14 protein-coding genes are annotated in these 15,717 nt (G+C 54.5%); 10 read left to right on the plus strand and 4 right to left on the minus strand.

Annotated features, from left to right (window positions below):
- Positions 1–23: 23 nt before the first annotated feature.
- Genes FWJ25_RS17150 through map form a run of 4 tightly spaced genes read right to left on the minus strand, consistent with a single transcriptional unit; the run spans position 24 to position 4,986 of the window.
- The gene (locus FWJ25_RS17150) at positions 24–371 is read right to left on the minus strand and encodes an ArsC family reductase (protein WP_149601491.1); all 348 of its coding nucleotides are present in this window, start codon (positions 369–371) and stop codon (positions 24–26) included.
- Entirely contained in the window at positions 368–1,573 is a 1,206-nt protein-coding gene (gene dapC, locus FWJ25_RS17155; RefSeq protein WP_149601492.1) for a succinyldiaminopimelate transaminase, read from the minus strand. Before dapC ends, FWJ25_RS17150 begins: the two co-directional genes overlap by 4 nt.
- The gene (locus FWJ25_RS17160; protein ID WP_149601493.1) at positions 1,570–4,215 is read right to left on the minus strand and encodes a [protein-PII] uridylyltransferase; all 2,646 of its coding nucleotides are present in this window, start codon (positions 4,213–4,215) and stop codon (positions 1,570–1,572) included. The genes dapC and FWJ25_RS17160 overlap by 4 nt, the downstream gene beginning before the upstream one ends.
- A complete protein-coding gene (map, locus tag FWJ25_RS17165; protein WP_149601494.1) occupies positions 4,216–4,986 on the minus strand; it encodes a type I methionyl aminopeptidase in 771 nt (256 codons plus the stop codon).
- A 250-nt stretch (positions 4,987–5,236) separates the two neighbouring features.
- On the opposite strand from map, the gene rpsB reads away from it, so the two are divergent.
- The 10 genes from rpsB (at position 5,237) to FWJ25_RS17215 (ending at position 15,680) form a co-directional block, all read left to right on the plus strand.
- On the plus strand, positions 5,237–5,989 hold the full coding sequence (gene rpsB, locus FWJ25_RS17170; RefSeq protein WP_149601495.1) for a 30S ribosomal protein S2: 753 nt from the start codon (positions 5,237–5,239) through the stop codon (positions 5,987–5,989).
- A 95-nt stretch (positions 5,990–6,084) separates the two neighbouring features.
- A complete protein-coding gene (tsf, locus tag FWJ25_RS17175) occupies positions 6,085–6,954 on the plus strand; it encodes a translation elongation factor Ts (protein ID WP_149601496.1) in 870 nt (289 codons plus the stop codon).
- Between the two features lie 182 nt (positions 6,955–7,136).
- Positions 7,137–7,871 carry a UMP kinase gene (pyrH, locus tag FWJ25_RS17180; protein WP_149601497.1) on the plus strand — a complete coding sequence of 245 codons (735 nt, stop codon included), beginning with the start codon at positions 7,137–7,139 and terminating at the stop codon, positions 7,869–7,871.
- 59 nt (positions 7,872–7,930) lie between these two features.
- Positions 7,931–8,488: a ribosome recycling factor gene (gene frr / locus FWJ25_RS17185; RefSeq protein WP_149601498.1), complete on the plus strand. Its 558-nt coding sequence runs from the start codon at positions 7,931–7,933 to the stop codon at positions 8,486–8,488.
- Positions 8,489–8,558: 70 nt separating this feature from the next.
- A complete protein-coding gene (gene uppS / locus FWJ25_RS17190) occupies positions 8,559–9,335 on the plus strand; it encodes a polyprenyl diphosphate synthase (RefSeq protein WP_149601499.1) in 777 nt (258 codons plus the stop codon).
- Between the two features lie 15 nt (positions 9,336–9,350).
- Positions 9,351–10,190 (plus strand): phosphatidate cytidylyltransferase, encoded by an 840-nt coding sequence (locus FWJ25_RS17195; protein WP_149601500.1) that lies wholly within the window; start codon positions 9,351–9,353, stop codon positions 10,188–10,190.
- Between the two features lie 2 nt (positions 10,191–10,192).
- A complete protein-coding gene (gene ispC / locus FWJ25_RS17200; RefSeq protein ID WP_149601501.1) occupies positions 10,193–11,377 on the plus strand; it encodes a 1-deoxy-D-xylulose-5-phosphate reductoisomerase in 1,185 nt (394 codons plus the stop codon).
- A 48-nt stretch (positions 11,378–11,425) separates the two neighbouring features.
- Entirely contained in the window at positions 11,426–12,775 is a 1,350-nt protein-coding gene (rseP, locus tag FWJ25_RS17205) for an RIP metalloprotease RseP (protein ID WP_149601502.1), read from the plus strand.
- 44 nt (positions 12,776–12,819) lie between these two features.
- Positions 12,820–15,138 (plus strand): outer membrane protein assembly factor BamA, encoded by a 2,319-nt coding sequence (gene bamA / locus FWJ25_RS17210; protein ID WP_149601503.1) that lies wholly within the window; start codon positions 12,820–12,822, stop codon positions 15,136–15,138.
- 44 nt (positions 15,139–15,182) lie between these two features.
- Positions 15,183–15,680 (plus strand): OmpH/Skp family outer membrane protein, encoded by a 498-nt coding sequence (locus FWJ25_RS17215; RefSeq protein ID WP_149601504.1) that lies wholly within the window; start codon positions 15,183–15,185, stop codon positions 15,678–15,680.
- Positions 15,681–15,717 lie beyond the last annotated feature (37 nt).

Here is a 15,717-nt window from a genome sequence, read left to right on the forward strand (position 1 = left end):
TGGTTGCTCCTATCTGTTCGTCTTTAAGCGTTGGAAAACTGTTTGGCCCAGTCGTCAGCGTTGAAGCCGACAAATACAGAACCGCCATGCTCGACCACCGGTCGCTTAATGATGGACTGGTTCTCTAGCATGATGTCATGGGCGGATTGGGCGCTAATGGTATCACGAACTTCGTCGGGAAGTTTTCGCCAGGTGGTACCGCGACGGTTCAGCAGTATTTCCCAGCCTACGGCCTTTTCCCACTCGGTCAGCCGGGATTCATCCAGACCTTCCTTTTTGAAATCGTGAAACTCGTATTCAATGCCCTGATCATCCAGCCACTTTCGGGCTTTTTTAACGGTGTCGCAGTTGCGGATGCCGAAGATTTTCATGGAGTGTTTGCCTTAACGAATTCAACAATGCGGCTGGCGGCTTCCACGCACTCCTCGACGGGAGCCACCAGCGCCATGCGTACCCGGTTCTCGCCGGGGTTGTGGCCATCCACGGTGCGGGACAGGTAGCGCCCCGGAAGTACGTGCACGTTCTGTTGTGCTGAAAGTTCCCGTGCGAAGGTTTCGTCGTCCATTGGGGTGACTGGCCAGAGGTAAAAGCCTGCGTCTGGGAAGTCTACATCCATCACTTCGCGGAGGATGGGAACCACGGCTTCAAATTTGGCTCGGTATGCCTCGCGGTTGGTTTTTACATGCTCCTCATCCTGCCAGGCAGCGATGCTGGCCAACTGGTTATGGATGGGCATGGCGCAACCATGGTAGGTGCGGTATTTCAGGTAGCCTTTCAGAATGCTGGCGTCGCCAGCAACGAACCCTGAACGCAGGCCCGGCAGGTTGCTACGCTTGGACAGACTGTGGAACACGATGCATCGGGCATAGTCGTCCCGTCCTATTGCTGCGCAGGTCTGCAGTAGCCCTTCGGGCGGGTTGGTCTCGTCCGGATAGAGTTCGGAGTAACACTCGTCTGACGCAACGATAAAGTCGTGCTGATCGGCTAATTCGATCACTCGGATCAGTGTTTCCCGGGGAATGACGGCACCGCTGGGATTACCTGGCGAGCAGAGAAAAAGGACCTGACAATCCTGCCAGACATCGTCCGGAACGGCATCGAAATCCGGTATAAATCCGTTGTTGCCATCGCAGGGCAAATACACCGGTGTCGCGCCGGCCAGGAAGGCTGCGCCCTCGTATACCTGATAGAAGGGGTTGGGGCTGACAACGGTTGCATTGGGTGCTGAAGAATCAACCACTGCCTGCACCAGCGAGAAAATAGCCTCTCGGGTGCCGTTCACCGGAACAACGTGATCTGCCGGGCTCAGGGTACCTTCTTTCAGGTTGAAGCGGCGGGTAGCCCAGTTGCTGATGGCTTCCCTGAGTTCTTCTGTACCCTTGGTTGTCGGGTAGTTGGCGAGTTTGTCCAGATTCTCGGCGATCACCTGTTTTACGAAGCCCGGTGACGGGTGCTTAGGCTCACCGATGCCGAGGGAAATAGCGGGAATATGGTCTGGAACTGTAATGCCTGCTTTGAGCTTCGCAAGCTTTTCAAATGGGTAAGGGTGGAGTCTGTCCAGGTTTGGATTCATTGAATATCGTCCAGCATTTTACAGAGGTCTTGCTGTAGTTCGTGGCACAGTCCGGGGTCGCGTAGCGGCTCACCGGCTTCGTCGGTAATGAAGAAAACGTCTTCAACCCGCTCTCCCAGAGTTGCGATTTTTGCGTTGGTCAGGCGGACACGATGCTCCAGAAGCACCTGGCCAATTCGGGCGAGCAAGCCTGGCCGGTCAGGTGTAATGACTTCCATCACGGTGCGCTGATTCACGGTATCATTTGAGAAAGTGACTTCCGTTGGAAACGCAAAGTGCTTGAGCTGCCTCGGAGTACGGCGATGGATAATGTCCGGGTAATCTTCCGGGTCATCCAGCTCTTCAATCAGCCGCTTGCAGACCCGCTCCTTGCGGGCCGGGTCGGTTCCTAGTGGCTGCCCCTTTTCATCCAGTACTACATAGGAGCTGATGGAATAGGGGCTGGCATTGGAGCTGATGCGCGCATCTACAATGTTCAGGTTCAGTTGTTCCAGAACCGCCGTCGTTGCGGCAAACAGCGCAACCCGGTCTTTCATGTAGATAATGATCTGGGAAAAACCGTCTGTGGGGCCGCCCCGAGTGTCGCGTATCAAGACCAGAGGGTCTGGATTCTCCCCATGTCGTATGATTGCTGCAGTTTGCCAGGCAATATCGACGGTAGAGTCCTGAAGAAAGTAGTCCTCATCCAGTGTCTCCCAGACGCGGTCGATCTGCTCGTCGCTCATATTCTGGGCGTGCAGGATTTCCCTCGCTTCCGACTGGGTTGCGGTTACCCACTCATGCCGATTAAAGGGTGACTCTGTGCCGCGACGTAACGCGCGCTTCGTTTCAATATACAGCTGGCGCAGCAGCGATGCCCGCCAGGTATTCCAGAGCTTGGGATTGGTGGCGCTAATGTCGCAGACGGTCAGCACATACAGATAGTCCAGGTGAGCCTGGCTGGGCATTGCCTGGGCGAACGCATGGATGATGTCCGGGTCAGAAATGTCCTTGCGCTGCGCGGTCATCGACATGAGAAGGTGGTTTTCTACCAGCCAGGAAACAAGCTGGGTATCCCGTTCGCTTAGATGGTGTCGTTGGCAGAAGGCTTCTGCATCGATGGCGCCCAGTTCCGAATGATCGCCGCCACGCCCCTTGGCGACATCATGGTACAGCCCGGCAATAAACAGGGTTTCCAGCTTGGGTAACCGATGAAGCAGGCGCGAAGCCAGAGGGTATTCGGTACGTGCTTCGGCACTGTTCAGGCTCACCATGTTGCGAATAACCCTCATGGTGTGGGCATCCACCGTGTAGATATGGAACAGGTCGTGCTGCATCTGGCCTATGATCTGGCCGAATTCTGGCAGATAGCGCCCGAGTACGTTGTACTTTTTCATGGCGGCCAGGGTCTGATCCAGAACGTGGGGGGCGCGGAGCAACTCCATGAACAGGGTTGTGACGGCCAGGTCTGAACGGAAAGCGTCATCAATCAAGTGCCGGTGGGCACGGATTGAGCGAATGGTCGTTGCCCTGATTCCCTTGATCTCAGGATGGTGGGCCATCAGAACAAAAATCTCCATGATGGCATAGGGCGCATAGGCGAAGACCTGATTGTTCACCGCTTCTATATAGTGGTTGCGAATCTGGAAGCGTTTGTTCAGCGGCTGAATGTTGTCCTCGGCGCCTGTTTCCAGGATGGCCTCATCGTAATACTGGAGAATAACGTCGGTCAGCTCGGATAGCGCCAGCACGGTTCTATAGTAGGACTGCATCATCAGCTCGACGCCGAGACGCTTGCCTTCATCCTTGTATCCGAGCATTTGGGCCAGCGCCCGCTGATGGTCAAACAGCAGCCGGTTTTCATTGCGGTTTGCCAGTAACTGGAGACCAAATCGTAACTGCCAGAGCAGGGTTTCACCCTGGAGCAGTACCTGATGTTCTTCTTCTGTCAGGATGCTGAAGCGGGTGAGGTCGGCGATGCTTTCCAGACCGAAGTGGCGTTTGGTAATCCAGCCAATTGTCTGGATGTCCCTGAGTGCACCGGGAGACCCTTTAACGTTAGGTTCGAGATTGTATTCGGTATCGCCGTACTTCTTATGGCGCTCCTGCTGCTCATGCCGTTTCGCAATGAAGTAATCGCGGTCGGTGCTGACCTGATCGGAATAAACCGCCTCGCTCAGTTCCGCGCGCAGCGGATCCGGCCCAGCTATGGTTCGGGTTTCCAGCAGGTTGGTGAGGATGGTTACGTCCTCTCTGGCTGCGTCCTGACACTCTTTAATGCTACGGACACTGTGCCCTATATCCAGACGCAGGTCCCAGAGCAGGGTGATGAACGCCCCGAGATCTTCCTGCCAGTTTTCTTCAATACCGTTACGGGTGAGGATGAGCAGGTCGATATCTGAGTGAGGGTGAAGTTCACCCCGGCCATAGCCACCAACGGCAATGAGGGAAATGTCGTCCGATGCAGCGAACTGGTACCTGTTCCAGATTAATCGCAGAACCGTATCGACGGTGTTTGCCCGGGAATGCACCAGGGCGCGCACATCTGCGCCCTGTCGGAATGCTTCGGCATCTGCGTTGTACCGCTCTTGCAACAGTGCTCGTGCGGCGGAAACAGGGGATACATCCTGACTGATGCGGGATTCCAGGTCGCTATGGTCCACTTAGAAGGACTCTTCTGAGCGCTTGGTAAGAACCTCGTAGCCGTCAGCGGTTACAAGAATGGTGTGTTCCCACTGAGCAGAGAGTTTGTGATCTTTGGTGACTACCGTCCAGCCGTCCGGTAGCAGCTTGGTCTGGTATTTGCCCTGGTTGATCATCGGCTCGATGGTAAAGGTCATGCCTTCCTGTAGTTCCATGCCGGTTCCCGGCTTGCCGTAGTGCATGACCTGGGGTTCTTCATGGAATACTTTGCCGATGCCGTGGCCGCAGTAGTCGCGAACAACGGAATAGTGATGCTTTTCCGCGTACTGCTGGATGACGTGGCCAATGTCGCCAAGACGAGTGCCGGGCTTGACCAGCTCCATACCTTTATAGAGGCACTCCTGGGTGATTTTGATCAGGCGTTCGGTGCCGGGCTTGGGCTTGCCCACAATCCACATTTTACTGGTGTCACCGTGGTATTCATCTTTAATGACGGTGACGTCAATGTTGATGATGTCGCCATCTTTAAGGACTTTCTTCTCAGATGGGATGCCGTGGCAGATGACGTGGTTAACCGATGTGCAGACGGATTTTGGAAAACCCTTATAGTTGAGGGGGGCCGGGATCGCCTTCTGGACATCAACAATATAGTCGTGAGCGATTCGGTTGATTTCCTCCGTGCTGATGCCGGGCTTGATGTGCTCATCCAGCATTTCCAGAACTTCAGCTGCCAGACGGCCGGCTACGCGCATTTTCTCGATTTCTTCCGGAGTCTTGATCGATACCTGCATTGGGCTTCCCGTTGATTTGTATCAAAGCGCCATTTTAAAGGGTCTGGCTACTGAGGCACAAGGAAGGTTGTGGGTAAAAGTAATGGCTTTGGTGTGTTGGTTTATGGTATAAACGCGCCCGCCGGAAACGAATCCGGTAAATTCACACACGTGTCGACACGTTGTCCCAGGGTGCCACCCCATTAAAAATGCGGCTGGTTGGGGCAATTGGATGCGTGGAGGACTAACCCGAAGCTAAAAGGTAAATATCATGGCTCAGGTAAATATGCGTGACCTGCTGAAGGCAGGTGCTCACTTCGGTCACCAGACCCGTTACTGGAACCCGAAAATGTCGAAGTTCATCTTCGGCGCCCGTAACAAGATTCATATCATCAACCTCGAGCAGACTGTTCCTGCCATGAACGGCGCTCTGCAGTTCGTTCAGCAGCTGGCAGAAAGCAAGAACAAGATTCTGTTCGTTGGTACCAAGCGTGCAGCGGCCAAGATCATCAAAGAAGAAGCTGAGCGTTCTGGTCAGCCGTTCGTAAACCACCGCTGGTTGGGTGGCATGCTCACCAACTACAAGACCATTCGTCAGTCTATCCGTCGCTACCGTGATCTGGAAACCCAGAGCAAAGACGGTACTTTCGACAAGCTGACCAAGAAAGAAGCTCTTGAGCGCACCCGCGAGATGGATAAGCTTGAGCGTTCTATCGGTGGTATCAAGGATATGGGCGGCCTGCCGGACGCTCTGTTTGTTATCGACGTAGACCACGAGCGTATCGCTATCAAAGAAGCGAACAAGCTGGGCATCCCTGTTATCGGTGTTGTTGATACCAACAGCGATCCGGACGGTGTTGATTTCGTTATCCCGGGTAACGACGATGCTATCCGCGCTATCCAGATTTACGTGAAGGCGGTTGCTGACACTTGCCTGGAAGCTGCCCAGACTGCTGGTGCAGGCGCTGACGAGTTTGTTGAAGTCAGCGAAGACGCGGAAGGCACTGCTCCTGCCGCTGAGTGACGCGTTAGCTTCACGTTAGAGATGTAAGGTGTGCCGGGTGTGTGTCCCCGGGCACACCTCCCCACCGAATTCGGAACAGTTTAAGAGGATTGAACATGGCTGCAATTACCGCTGCAATGGTCAAAGAGCTCCGTGAGCGCACTGGCCTTGGCATGATGGAGTGCAAAAAAGCACTGGTTGAGGCTGACGGCAGTGTTGAAGCTGCAATCGAAGAGCTGCGTAAGTCTTCTGGTCTGAAAGCCGCCAAGAAAGCAGGTCGTACCGCTGCTGAAGGCGTTTCCCTGATCAAGATTTCTGATGACAACACCGTAGCCTTCATCCTGGAAGTGAACTCCGAGACCGACTTCGTTGCTCGTGATGACAACTTCCTGGCTTTTGCCCAGGACGTGCTGGATGCTGCCTTCGATAAAGGTGAAACCGACGTAGCCAAGCTGATGGAAGGCGATCTGGAGTCCAAGCGTGAGGCGCTGGTACAGAAGATCGGCGAAAACATCACTGTTCGTCGCGTTGTTAAGGTTGAAGGTCCGGTTGTTGGTGGCTACGTCCACAGCAACGCCAAGATCGCTTCCGTTGTGGCTCTGACTGCAGGTAATGCAGAAGTTGCTCGCGACGTTGCCATGCACGCAGCGGCTGTTAACCCGCGCGTAGGCAAGCCGGAAGAAATGCCGGAAGAAGAGCTTGAGAAAGAAAAAGATATCATCAAGGCCCAGCCCGATATGGAAGGCAAGCCTGCTGAGATCGTTGAGAAAATGATGGGTGGCCGCATCAAGAAGTTCCTCAAGGAAAACAGCCTTGTTGAACAGCCATTCGTCAAGAATCCAGACCAGACTGTTGGTGAGCTGATCAAAGCCGCTGGTGGTGAGCTGGTTGGGTTTGTTCGCCTGGAAGTGGGCGAGGGCATTGAAAAAGAAGAAGTGGATTTCGCTGCTGAAGTGGCTGCTGCCGCTGGCACAGGCAAGGCCTGATCCTTTTCTTCCGGTACCGTTCGGTCTCGGACGGTACCACCTGAGTCTGCCACGTCAGTCGGGTTTTCCCGGCTTTCGTGGCGGGCTTGTATCTGAGATACCCCTTTTGTGAGGAGTATGTCAGATACAAGCCTGACACGGGCTTTGAACGCCGTATACCAAAAGACGAAAAGGGGATCAGCATGCCGACACCGACAAGTCCGAAAAACCAGCCCAGATACAAGCGTGTCCTCCTGAAGCTCAGTGGCGAAGCCCTGATGGGGGAACTTGATTTCGGTATTGATCCCAAAGTTCTGGACCGCATGGCTCTGGAAATCGGTGCTCTGGTGGGCATTGGTGTTCAGGTGGGTCTTGTCATCGGTGGTGGTAATCTGTTCCGGGGGGCTGCTCTCAGTCAGGCGGGGCTGGATCGTGTCACAGGTGACCACATGGGTATGCTGGCCACGGTAATGAATGGTCTTGCCATGCGGGATGCCCTTGAGCGTTCAAATATCCGCACCCGCGTTATGTCCGCGATCCCCATGAGTGGCATTGTGGAGCACTACGATCGCCGTCGCGCCGTTCGGGACCTGAAAGAAGGTGATGTGGTCATCTTCAGTGCTGGTACAGGTAACCCGTTCTTTACCACAGACTCTGCAGCCTGTCTTCGTGGCATTGAAATTGAAGCGGATGCAGTGCTCAAGGCAACTAAGGTTGATGGTGTTTACTCGGCAGATCCCAATCTTGATCCTACCGCAGAAAAGTATGACCACCTGACCTATGATGAGGTTCTGGACAAGAAGCTGGGTGTTATGGATCTCACTGCGATCTGCCTGGCCAGAGATCACGGCATGCCCCTCCGGGTATTCGATATGAATCAGGCTGGCGTACTGACGCGCATTGTTACCGGCGAAAAGGAAGGTACCCTGATCGAGTGATGGGGCTAGGCCAACAGGCCAATCCGATAGAATCAGACGAACGAATTGAGGAAGCTGACGTGATTGACGATATCAAAGCAGAAGCCGAGAAAAAAATGAAGAAGAGCCTTGAGGCTCTTGGCTCGGCGTTCAACAAAATCCGGACCGGTCGTGCACATCCGTCCATTCTGGACAGCGTGATGGTGAACTACTACGGCCAGGACACGCCGCTCAAGCAGGTTGCGAGCGTGACCGTCGAAGACAACCGTACCCTGGCAGTGTCTCCGTGGGAAAAGAACCTGGTTCCGACCATCGAAAAGGCCATCATGATGTCTGACCTGGGCCTGAATCCGGCAACCAATGGTGACTTGATTCGTGTCCCGATGCCGATGCTGACCGAAGAAACCCGTCGGGAACTGGTCAAGCAGGCAAAAGCGGACGCTGAACATGGTCGCGTTTCAATCCGGAATGCCCGTCGTGATGCCAACAGCATGATCAAGGAGCTGTTGAAGGAAAAGGAAATCACTGAAGACGACGAGCGTAAAGGAGAGGATGCTATCCAGAAGCTGACCGACCGCTACGTTGCTGAAGTCGAGACGATGCTGAAAGCCAAGGAAGAGGACCTGATGGCGGTCTGATCGCCAGGGTTGTCTTGCCAGTGAGATTGACGGCCGGTACAGAACCGGTACCGGCCGAGCAGGGGATTTCATGACAGGAACTGTATCCGCAGATATTCCGGTGGCGGCAGAGAGTCGTCCCCGGCATGTGGCAATTATCATGGACGGTAATAACCGTTGGGCGAAGGCTCATCGGCTCAAGGGAGTGGCTGGTCACAAGGCTGGTGTGGGAGCAGTTCGGGCTGTTGTCGAAACCTGTGCCCGGGAAGGCGTTGAGGTATTGACTCTGTTCGCCTTCTCCAGCGAGAACTGGCGTCGCCCCAAAGATGAAGTGTCAGCGCTCATGCGCCTGTTTCTTTTCGCGCTGGAGAGGGAAGTCCGGAAGCTGCATCGCAATGGTATCCGGTTGAGAATTATCGGTGATCGCTCTGCTTTCAGTCCTGCCTTGCAGGAGCATATGGAAAAAGCTGAAGAGCTGACGCGCGACAATACGCGCATGACCCTCGTTATCGCTGCGAACTACGGTGGCCATTGGGATATTACCCAGGCGACCCGGAAAGTGGCGGAACAGGTTCGGGAAGGCAAACTGGAACCCTCCGATATCACCGATGATCTCATTCAGGAACATCTGTGTATCGGTGATTTGCCAATGCCTGATCTGATGATCCGGACAGCCGGTGAACAGCGCATCAGCAACTTCATGCTCTGGCATCTGGCTTATACCGAATTCTATTTTTCGCCGGTATTCTGGCCAGATTTCAAGGAAGAAGAAATGCATAAGGCACTGCAGGTATATTCCGGGCGTCAGCGTCGCTTTGGGCAGACTGATGACCAGATCGCGGCTAAAGTGTCACTACAAGAACGATAAGAAGCGATATTCACCGTGCTAAAAACTCGAATTATCACCGCCCTCATCCTGGCCCCCATCGCGATCGGCGGTATTTTTTTTCTGCCACCACTCGGTTTTGCTCTTTTTACCGGTGTCATCATTTCCATTGGTGCCTGGGAATGGGCGAATATGTCCGGAATCTCCGGGCAGGGTGGACGCGTTGCCTATGGGGCTCTCGTAGCTGCCGTTCTCTACGGGTTGATCAACGTCCCTGCGGTGGAGGTTCTCTGGCTGTCTCTTGTATGGTGGTTTCTCTGTTTCATGCTGGTCCGGAGTTACCCGAAAGGCTCTGAGAAATGGGGCGGTGTGCCGGCTCGGGCGATCATGGGGCTGTTTGTGTTGGTGCCTGCCTGGATAGGGCTGAATCACCTCCGTACCGGAGGCCTGAGTTTTGGTTCTATTGATAATAACCTGTTGCTGATCCTCTATGTTTTCTGCGTTGTCTGGGTGGCGGACATCGGGGCGTATTTCGCAGGGCGGGCGTTCGGCAAGGCAAAGCTCGCGCCTCGTGTAAGTCCGGGCAAGTCCTGGGCGGGCGTCTGGGGCGGTCTGGCTGCGGTGGGAGTGTTTGCCGCAGTGGCCAGCATGCTCGCCTCTGCAAGTGGTTCGGACACGCTTCTGCTGGTTGTCGCCAGCCTGATCACCGGGTTGGTTTCTGTGTTGGGTGATCTGCTGGAGTCCATGCTCAAGCGCTTTAGGGGCATTAAAGACAGCAGTCAATTGTTGCCCGGTCACGGCGGCATTATGGATAGGATTGACAGCCTGACTGCCGCCATCCCCGTGTTCGCACTCATTATTACCCAGCTAGGCTGGCTGACCAGCGGGCAGTGGTAAGCATGTCTAAGCGTCACCTTACGATTCTCGGTGCTACCGGCTCCATCGGATTAAGCACTCTCGACGTTGTCCGTCGCCACCCGAATCGCTTTTCTGTTTACGCACTTAGTGCTGCTACCCGTGTTGAAGAACTGGCGGCTTTGTGCCGGGAATTTCATCCAAAGGTGGCAGTCATGGCGGACCCTGGGGCCGGTGGCGCTCTGGCGGAGCTGCTGGCAGATTTGCCGGATATCCGTGTTTTATCCGGTACTGAAGGCTTGTGTGAAGTCGCTTCAGATCCTGAAGCCGACACGGTCATGGCGTCCATTGTCGGAGCTGCCGGTTTGCAACCAACCCTGGCAGCGGTGCGGGCAGGGAAGCGGGTTTTGTTGGCGAACAAGGAAGCTCTGGTTATGTCCGGGCAGCTCTTCATGGATGCGGTAGCGGAGTCCGGAGCGGAATTGTTGCCGATCGACTCCGAACACAATGCCATGTTCCAGTGTATGCCAGCGGACAAGATTCGGGACCCTGAAGCGGCCGGAATTACCCGCATCCTGCTAACTGCTTCGGGTGGCCCCTTTCGGAACCACAGTGCTGAGGCATTGAGGTCGGTATCTCCAGACGAGGCATGCGCCCATCCGAACTGGTCCATGGGGCGCAAGATTTCGGTAGATTCGGCCACCCTGATGAATAAGGGGCTTGAACTGATCGAGGCGTGCTGGTTATTCAACAGCAAGCCCGACAACATCGAAGTCCATGTGCACCCGGAGAGCATTATTCACTCCATGGTCGAGTATGCCGATGGTTCGGTTCTCGCCCAGATGGGTAGCCCGGATATGCGTACGCCAATTGCCAACGGCCTGGCCTGGCCCGAGCGTATTGATGCCGGGGTACCGTCTCTGGATTTGTTCACCATAGGGCAGTTTAATTTTGAGCGGCCGGACCTGGTTCGATTTCCGTGCCTGCGACTGGCTGCAGAAGCATTTGAATGGGGGGGTACCGCTCCCGCGGTGTTGAATGCAGCCAATGAAGTGGCAGTAGCAGCTTTTCTCGACGGTAACCTGTGTTTTACGGATATCCCCGTTATCATAGAGCGGACGCTGGCGACTATCACCGTCGCCCCAGCGGACAGCTTCGAGACCATTCTGGCCAAAGATGCCGAAGCCCGGGAGTGCGCGCGGGAACAGATCGACCTGCTGCCTGTCTGATATATCTGACCGATCCCCGGCCGGTTTCAGCCATCAATCGGAAAATCTATGCAGATTATTGAAAGCATACTGGCGCTTGCATTAACCCTGGGCATACTCGTGACGTTGCACGAATATGGCCATTTCTGGGTAGCCCGCCGGTGTGGTGTTAGGGTTTTACGGTTTTCTGTAGGCTTCGGGAAGCCGTTGTTTTCCTGGTATGACCGCCACGGTACCGAGTTCGCTGTTGCTGCCATTCCTCTGGGTGGTTACGTCAAGATGCTTGACGAGCGTGAGGGGCCGGTTCCTGACGATCTCCGGCATCAGGCTTTTACTTCAAAACCTCCTTCCCAGCGTATCGCCATTGCGGCGGCAGGCCCTATTGCCAATTTCCTGTTTGCTATCTTTGCCTACTGGCTCTTGAGTGTTGTGGGTGTCTCTTACGTTGCGCCCGTTGTAGGTGAGGTGGCCCCGGATTCAGTGGCCGAGCGGGTGGGGCTGGAACATGGCATGGAAATCCATGCGGTTGACGGTCATCAGGTCAGCTCCTGGCGGGATGTGAACATGCGGTTGCTGGAACGTGCCGGAGAGCATGGCACAGTGACCTTTGAAATTTCTGACAATGGCGTCCGTGGTGGTATAGCGGGTGAGCTGGGTGGTTGGATGCTCAGTGACGATACCCCCGATCCTCTGGGTGAATTTGGTATCACGCCCTGGCGGCCCGATATACCTGCTATCCTGGGGCAGATTACCGAAGGTGGCCGTGCAGAGCTTGCCGGGCTGTTGGCTGGTGATCAGGTTATTACTTTGGACGGTCAGCCGGTTAAGGACTGGTTTGATCTGGTCGACCATGTGCGAAATTCGCCAGAACAGGCCATGACTCTTACCGTAGTCAGAAACGGTTCCGAGCAGTCGGTTTCTGTAACGCCTGAATCCCGGACGCTGGATAATGGTGAAGTGATTGGGTTCGTGGGCGCGGGTGTAGAGCCCGTTACATGGCCTGAAGATCTGCTTCGGGAAGCCCGGTATGGCCCGTTTGCGGCGATTCCCCGGGCAATTAATGAAACCTGGGCGGACACTCGGCTGACCCTGGTGGCAATCAAAAAAATGGTGACAGGATTGCTGTCACCCAGCAATCTTAGCGGCCCTATCACTATTGCCAAGGTCGCTGAAGCCAGTGTCAGCTCCGGTTTTGAGGATTTTGTCCGATTCCTCGCATACCTCAGCGTCAGTCTTGGCGTGCTTAATCTGTTGCCTGTGCCTGTTCTGGATGGTGGTCACATTGTGTATTACACCATTGAGGCCATTCGCCGGAAGCCACTGTCAGAAGCGGCTCAGGCGCTAGGATTACGAATTGGTATGGCATTGATCCTTACATTAATGGTGTTTGCTCTTTACAACGACCTGATGCGGTTGTGAGAATTGCGGGCTCCTTACGCGCATTAACCAGGCGAAATATTTTAATGAGACGTTCTCTCCTAAGTGTAGCCGTTGGCCTCGCTGTTGCCTTGACCGGTATGAAGCCAGCGCTTGCGGATGAATTCACGGTTGCGGATATCGAAGTAGAAGGCCTGCAAAGGGTCTCGGCAGGCACCGTATTTTCAGCCTTCCCGGTCAATATCGGCGAGGAAGTCGATGGTGGGCAGTTAGCGGATGCGATCAAGACGCTGTTTCGTACAGGGCTGTTTACCGATATCAAGGCGAGCAGGGATGATGGTGTACTGATCCTGTCTGTTCTTGAGCGGCCATCGATCAGCGACATCGAAATTGAAGGCAACAAGAACATCGAAACCGACATGCTGATGGATGCGCTCTCCGGAGCTGGTCTTCAGGAAGGTCAGGTATTCCGGCGTGCAACTCTGGAACGCCTGGAACTGGAGATTCTGCGCTCCTACATTGCCCAGGGGCGCTACAACGCCCGGGTAAAGGCCACCGCTGAGGAGTTGCCGAGGAATCGGGTCTCCATTCGTCTGGATATCAATGAAGGCTCTGTGGCCGCAATCCATCACATCAATATTGTCGGCAACGAAGAGTACAGCGATGAAGAATTGCTGGACCTGTTCGAGCTGCAGACTACCAGTTGGTGGAACTCTATAACCAGTTCGGATAAATATGCCCGTGAGCGTCTGAGTGGCGATCTCGAAACCCTGCGTTCTTTCTATCTCGACCGGGGATATCTGGATTTCAATGTGGAGTCCAGCCAGGTTTCCATCTCGCCGGACAAGCAACAGGTGTTCATCGCGATTGCTCTTGAAGAAGGACCTCAGTACACCATTTCTGAGGTTAATCTTCGGGGCGACCTGATTGTCGGAGAAGAAGAGCTGCGCAAGTTCATTCCCGTCAAGGAAGGTGATGTGTTCTCCCGAGCGCAGATGACCGCCATTTCGGAGGCGCTGGCATTCCGACTGGGGCGTGAAGGGTACGCATTTGCCAATGTTAATGCGGTACCTCAGCCTGGTGAAGATAACACCGCCGCCGTGACGTTCTACGTTGAACCGGGTAAGCGGGCTTATGTACGCCGCATTAATTTTGAAGGCAACGTCTCTACCCGCGATGATGTTCTGCGTCAGGAAATGACTCAGATGGAAGGCGGAATCGCGTCATCTGACCGGATTGAGTTCTCCAAGACGCGCCTTGAGCGCCTTGGCTTCTTCAAGAACGTAAACGTTGAAACTGTCCCGGTACCCGGGACTGATGATCTGGTTGATGTGAATTACACCGTTGAGGAACAGCCCACCGGCAGTCTGTCTGCCTCTGTGGGTTTTTCCCAGGATTCAGGTGTCATCCTCGGCGCCAACGTGTCGGAAAACAACTTCTTTGGTTCCGGCAAGCGGGTGTCGTTCGGGGTTAATGTCAGCGATTCCGTCAAAAGCGCCAACGTTTCCTATCTGGATCCCTATTACACCGTTGATGGCGTCAGCCGGGGCTTTAGCCTGTTTGCCAGGGAGACGGACTATGAGGACGAAGATATCTCATCCTACCTGCTTGATGAGTATGGTGGCAGGCTTACCTTCGGCTATCCGATTGACAATATAACCCGGTTGAATTTTGGTGCGGGATATACCCGGTCGGTAATTCAGGAAGGCTACTACACCGCAGTAGAAGTTACCGATTTCATCGAAGAAGAAGGCGACTCCTTTGACAACTACTTCCTGTTCGGTAGTTGGAAACGCAGCACCCTGAACCGGGGAGTTCTGCCGACTGATGGTTACAGTCACTCACTGTCGCTTGATGTCGCGGTTCCGGGCAGCGATCTCACTTTCTATAAAGTAACCCATAAAACAGACTTCTATTACCCGATTACCGACTCCGGACGTTGGGTGGTGAGGGCGCGTACGGATATCGGCTATGGTGATGGCTACGGTGATCGCACCCAAATGCCGTTCTACGAGCATTTCTACGCCGGTGGCTATGGATCTGTTCGCGGCTACGAGGCAAACTCTCTGGGCCTGAGAGCGACCAACAACGCCAACGACCTGTCTGATCCTGATCCCTTTGGTGGTAACCTTCTCACCGAGGGAAGTCTCGAGCTGATTTTCCCAACGCCGTTTGCAGGTGATACCCGTTCAATGCGGACGGCCTTCTTCCTGGATGGCGGTCAGGTATTTGATACCGAGCGTGGATTTGATCCGGAGTTGGGCGAGGTCCGTTTGTCCGCAGGTATTGGCTTCCAGTGGATAACAGCTGTAGGCCCGCTGGCTTTCAGTCTGGCCAAACCACTTAATAACAAGTCTGGTGATGATACTCAGGTATTCCAGTTCTCTCTGGGCCAGACATTCTGATACACGATTATAAAAAAGAACGAATGAAACAAAGGAGAAATCCCATGTCCCGCTTTTCAGTAATTGTTGCAGCTGTGATGATGGCGCTTGCTGTCCCGGCGGCCGCCGAAACTCGCATTGGTGTGGTTGATCTGCGCCAGGCTTTGTTCTCGTCGGATGACGCCAAGAGCTTCAGCGAAACCCTTCAGAAGGATTTCGCCGGGGATGAAGCCAAGGTCCGGGATGCGCAGGAAGCTGCGCGCAAGCTTCAGGAAAGGCTTGAGAAAGATGGCGCCATGATGAATGAAAGTGAGCGTAACAAGTTGGCTGGAGAGTTCCAGGAGAAGGTCAAAGAGTTCAATTTCCTCAAGCAGCGTCTGGATGCCACGGTCGCTCAGCGTAAGCAGGAATTTCTTGAGGGCGCTCGCCCGGAAGTGGATGCAGCGGTCAAGGAACTCATGGAAGAAAACGATCTTGACCTGATTCTTCCCAGCGAAGCTGTTGTTTACGTCAAGCCGGAAATGAACCTTACACCACAGCTGCTGGAAAAACTTAACCGCTAACAAATCAGGGGTTCCCCGGCCCCGGAATGCAGTGCAG

Origin of the sequence: Marinobacter salinexigens, from assembly GCF_008370345.1 — a bacterium.
GTDB lineage: Bacteria > Pseudomonadota > Gammaproteobacteria > Pseudomonadales > Oleiphilaceae > Marinobacter > Marinobacter salinexigens.

Excerpts from the sequence above, each read along its gene's own strand:
- FWJ25_RS17215 (WP_149601504.1), top strand. The coding sequence starts at position 15,183 with ATGTCCCGCTTTTCAGTAATTGTTGCAGCTGTGATGATGGCGCTTGCT.
- bamA (WP_149601503.1), top strand. The coding sequence starts at position 12,820 with ATGAGACGTTCTCTCCTAAGTGTAGCCGTTGGCCTCGCTGTTGCCTTG.
- rpsB (WP_149601495.1), top strand. The coding sequence starts at position 5,237 with ATGGCTCAGGTAAATATGCGTGACCTGCTGAAGGCAGGTGCTCACTTC.
- ispC (WP_149601501.1), top strand. The coding sequence starts at position 10,193 with ATGTCTAAGCGTCACCTTACGATTCTCGGTGCTACCGGCTCCATCGGA.
- pyrH (WP_149601497.1), top strand. The coding sequence starts at position 7,137 with ATGCCGACACCGACAAGTCCGAAAAACCAGCCCAGATACAAGCGTGTC.
- map (WP_149601494.1), bottom strand. The coding sequence starts at position 4,986 with ATGCAGGTATCGATCAAGACTCCGGAAGAAATCGAGAAAATGCGCGTA.
- dapC (WP_149601492.1), bottom strand. The coding sequence starts at position 1,573 with ATGAATCCAAACCTGGACAGACTCCACCCTTACCCATTTGAAAAGCTT.
- FWJ25_RS17150 (WP_149601491.1), bottom strand. The coding sequence starts at position 371 with ATGAAAATCTTCGGCATCCGCAACTGCGACACCGTTAAAAAAGCCCGA.
- tsf (WP_149601496.1), top strand. The coding sequence starts at position 6,085 with ATGGCTGCAATTACCGCTGCAATGGTCAAAGAGCTCCGTGAGCGCACT.
- rseP (WP_149601502.1), top strand. The coding sequence starts at position 11,426 with ATGCAGATTATTGAAAGCATACTGGCGCTTGCATTAACCCTGGGCATA.
- uppS (WP_149601499.1), top strand. The coding sequence starts at position 8,559 with ATGACAGGAACTGTATCCGCAGATATTCCGGTGGCGGCAGAGAGTCGT.